This is a genomic window from Streptomyces lonarensis, assembly GCF_012033735.1.
Lineage (GTDB): Bacteria > Actinomycetota > Actinomycetes > Streptomycetales > Streptomycetaceae > Streptomyces > Streptomyces lonarensis.
Window position 1 is genome coordinate 1 of sequence record NZ_JAAVJD010000369.1, and the last position, 3465, is coordinate 3465.

A 3465-nucleotide genomic window follows, 5' to 3' on the forward strand; every position below is an offset into this window, starting at 1 on the left:
GCCGGGGGCTGCGCCCGGCAGCCACCGCACGCCTCGCGCCCGCCGCCACCCAGGCCGGCCGGGCGCCACCCACGCCACCCACGCCGGCGGGGCGACGCCTGCGGCACATGCCGCCGAACCAGGGGACGCCAGGGCGCCCAACCCCTACGCTGGGACCCCGGTCGCCGTGAGAGAGGGCATTACGTGGCCTGTGACCTCTGGCTGGTTCCCCTTGTCGATGTGCTCTGCCACAGCCCCGACAACCCGTTCGCCGAAGAGATCGCCGACTACGACCGCGCCCTGGCGGAGGCGGGCCTGCCGCCGGTACCCGTGCACGGCTACGTGCCCGGTACCTCCGGCGAGGTCGCGCCGGTGGCGGGGTTCGACTACGCGGCGCTGCACCTGCTGCGCCGCGCCTACCTGCTCCACCTCAGCGGCCTGGAGGTCACTCCCGCCACCGGAATCGACGGCGACTACGAGCAGTTGCTGGAGATGTTCGGGGAGGCCGCGCAACGCTCGCACCTGGTCTGGCACTTCGACCATGCGGGCGCCTACGTCCCGCTGGACTTCGCCCAGCCGCTCGCCAATGACGAACTGCTGCGCGGGGGAGGGCCCTTGGGCTCCTCGCACGGATTGCTGCGAGAACTGGAGTCGGTGGCTCCGGTGTTGGGCATCGACGGCGCCAACCCGCCCCCGGCACCGCCCGCTCCGGGCCGGCCCACCTCGCTCGACGAACCCGCAGTCGTCCCCGCCCTCGGCGAGGGACCGTTCGCCCGGGAGCGCCACGTCTGGCTGGGACTGCACGCAGCGGCGCTGCGCAGCCTCGCGCAGGGGTCGATGATCGTCTTCTCCTGATCAGCCCCGCCCCGCCCCGCCCCGCCCCGGTGGCGCCGGTCCGTTTGCCGGCCCGCCGGCCGTGGTCCCACCGTCCGTCGCCGTCCCGCCCGTCCGCCGTCCCGCCCGTCCACCGTCCTGTCCGGTGCGCCCGTCGCCGTGCCGTCTCAGCGCGGCCCCTCCGGGGGCCGCTGCCGCGGCATGGTGGGGCGCCCCACGATGTGCGGCCGCGGGCGGGGCGCGGGCGGCGGCTCCGGACGGGCGCGGCGGTCGGAGGTCTGGGTGAGCAGCGCCCCGCCGCCGGCGTGGAAGTCCGCCATCCAGAGGGTGGTCTCGGCGCGCACCAGGTCGCCGAGGTCGTCGGAGAACCGGCGCAGCAGCACCAGGCACCGTTCGGCGCTCTCGGCCGGGCCGCCGTCGGCCGCGCCGGTCGCCTCCCGTACGGACTCCGCGGCCCAGTCGTACCGGAGCTGTTCGAGCCGCCGCTGCACGGCCTGCGCCGTCGCCATGTCGCGGGTCCATCCCGCGGTGAGCCCGAACAGCCGGTCCGCCCCCAGGCAGAGGGTGGCGACCAGCAGGGCGAGGTAGCCCCAGCCCAGCAACTCGCCGAGCCCGGCGAGTTCGAGCAGCGGAAGCAGCACCCCGGCCGCGGCGGCGGTCCCCGTTCCGGCCCGCAGCGCCCGCGCGGCCCGGCGCTTGCGGACCCGGTCCGCCAGGTACCAGTCCACCGTGCGGAGCGCGTCCCGCTCCGCCCGGTGGTACAGCGCGTCGAGGCGGGCGGCGGGCTCGCCCCAGTCGCCCGAGGGGAAGGGCCGGCCGACCAGGTCCTCACGGCGCCCGGCCGCGTCACGCGCCCCCTCGGGCTGGTTCTCCGGCTGGCTCATCGCTCACCCCCTGCACGGCTGTCACCGCTCTTCTTACCTGCTGCGCGGCCCGGCCGTCCGGTGGTCCCGCCCGGCGCCGGGCAGCCCCGCGGGCCACCCGGACGGACGACGGTGCGGGCCGCGCGGGGGGTGGGCGCCGCCACCGGCTGCGTCGACCACCGAAGTGCCTTCACCCGAAAGAGTGGGCCGGAGGCAGCGATAGGCTGCCTGGCGTGAACATCCTCGTCATCGGCGGCGGCGCCCGCGAACACGCCCTGTGCCACGCCCTGTCCCGTGACCCTGCCGTCTCGGCGCTGCACTGCGCGCCGGGCAACGCCGGTATCACCGAGGTGGCGACCGTCCACCCGGTGGACGCCACCGACGGCGCGGCCGTCGCCGCGCTCGCCGCGGAGGTGGGCGCTGAGCTGGTGGTGGTCGGTCCCGAGGCGCCGCTGGTCGCGGGTGTCGCGGACGCCGTGCGCGCCGCCGGGGTGCCGGTCTTCGGCCCGTCGGCCGAGGCCGCGCGGCTCGAGGGCAGCAAGGCGTTCGCCAAGGAGGTCATGGCCGCCGCGGGTGTGCCGACCGCCCGCTCCTACGTCTGCACCACGGCCGAGGAGGTCGACCGGGCGCTGGACGCCTTCGGTCCGCCCTACGTGGTCAAGGACGACGGGCTGGCCGCCGGCAAGGGCGTCGTGGTGACGGACGACGCCGAGGCCGCCCGCGCCCACGCCGCCGGCTGCGACCGCGTGGTCATCGAGGAGTTCCTCGACGGTCCCGAGGTCTCGCTCTTCGCGGTGACCGACGGCGAGACCGTGGTGCCGCTGCGTCCGGCGCAGGACTTCAAGCGGGCGCTGGACGGCGACGCCGGCCCGAACACCGGCGGCATGGGTGCCTACTCGCCGCTGCCGTGGGCGGACCCGAAGCTCGTGGACGAGGTGCTCGCCTCGGTGCTGGAGCCGACCGTCGCCGAGATGCGGCGCCGCGGCACCCCGTTCTCGGGGCTGCTCTACGCCGGGCTGGCGATCACCTCGCGCGGGGTGCGCGTGATCGAGTTCAACGCCCGGTTCGGCGACCCGGAGACCCAGGTCGTCCTCGCCCGGCTCCGCAGCCCGCTCTCCGCGCTGCTGCACGCGGCCGCCACTGGCGCGCTGGCGGAGCTGGAGCCGCTGGTGTGGAGTGACGACGCCGCCGTCACGGTGGTGGTGGCCTCCGAGGGCTACCCGGCGGCTCCGCGGACCGGCGACCCGATCGAGGGGCTGGCGGAGATCGCGGCCGAGGACGGCCCGGAGAGCTACGTGCTGCACGCCGGTACCCGCCGTGACGAGGACGGCCGGGTGCTGAGCGCCGGTGGCCGGGTGCTGTCCGTCACGGCGACCGGCGGCGACCTCGCCGAGGCCCGGCGGCGGGCGTACCGGTCGGTGGAGCGGGTCCGCCTGGCGGGTTCCCACTACCGCACGGACATTGCGGCGAAGGCTGCCGAAACGGCCTGAACAACCCCAAACCTCTGCCCAAAGCCCCACCATCGAGTGACCGTGGGCCGGTATTGCTGACGTGTGCGCGGCGCCCCCCTATGGTCGGTCGCGAAGGGGGCGCCCGGCGGTCCGGTGCTCCCGGTCGTGTGCGACAGCATGCGGCCGGGGCCGTGTGATCGGCGGACGCATCCGTGACGCACGCGCATGCTCTGCGGAGCCGGCGCGGGCGTCGGCCCACACGCCCCGGCCGCCCCGGCCGCGTGCCGCGCCGCTCTACCTGGCGGCGCACGCCGTCCTCGCGACCGACGTCCCCGCCG

Annotated in this window: 3 protein-coding genes; 2 read left to right on the forward strand and 1 reads right to left on the reverse strand. The window is 76.3% G+C overall.

Annotated elements, in window-relative coordinates; translation table 11 throughout:
* Positions 1 to 183: 183 nt before the first annotated feature.
* On the forward strand, positions 184 to 834 hold the full coding sequence (locus HCN56_RS24545) for a putative DNA-mimic protein (RefSeq protein ID WP_167974693.1): 651 nt from the start codon (positions 184 to 186) through the stop codon (positions 832 to 834).
* A gap of 146 nt (positions 835 to 980) precedes the next feature.
* On the opposite strand, the gene HCN56_RS24550 is transcribed toward HCN56_RS24545, so the two are convergent.
* Positions 981 to 1697 carry an SLATT domain-containing protein gene (locus HCN56_RS24550; protein WP_167974695.1) on the reverse strand — a complete coding sequence of 239 codons (717 nt, stop codon included), beginning with the start codon at positions 1695 to 1697 and terminating at the stop codon, positions 981 to 983.
* A 212-nt stretch (positions 1698 to 1909) separates the two neighbouring features.
* On the opposite strand from HCN56_RS24550, the gene purD reads away from it, so the two are divergent.
* Complete coding sequence (gene purD / locus HCN56_RS24555; RefSeq protein WP_167974697.1) at positions 1910 to 3166, forward strand: phosphoribosylamine--glycine ligase; 1257 nt, start codon at positions 1910 to 1912, stop codon at positions 3164 to 3166.
* The last annotated feature ends 299 nt before the right edge of the window (positions 3167 to 3465 follow it).

What these genes read in the sequence shown, in the direction of transcription:
- HCN56_RS24550 (WP_167974695.1), bottom strand. Translation starts at nt 1,697, where the DNA reads ATGAGCCAGCCGGAGAACCAGCCCGAGGGGGCGCGTGACGCGGCCGGG.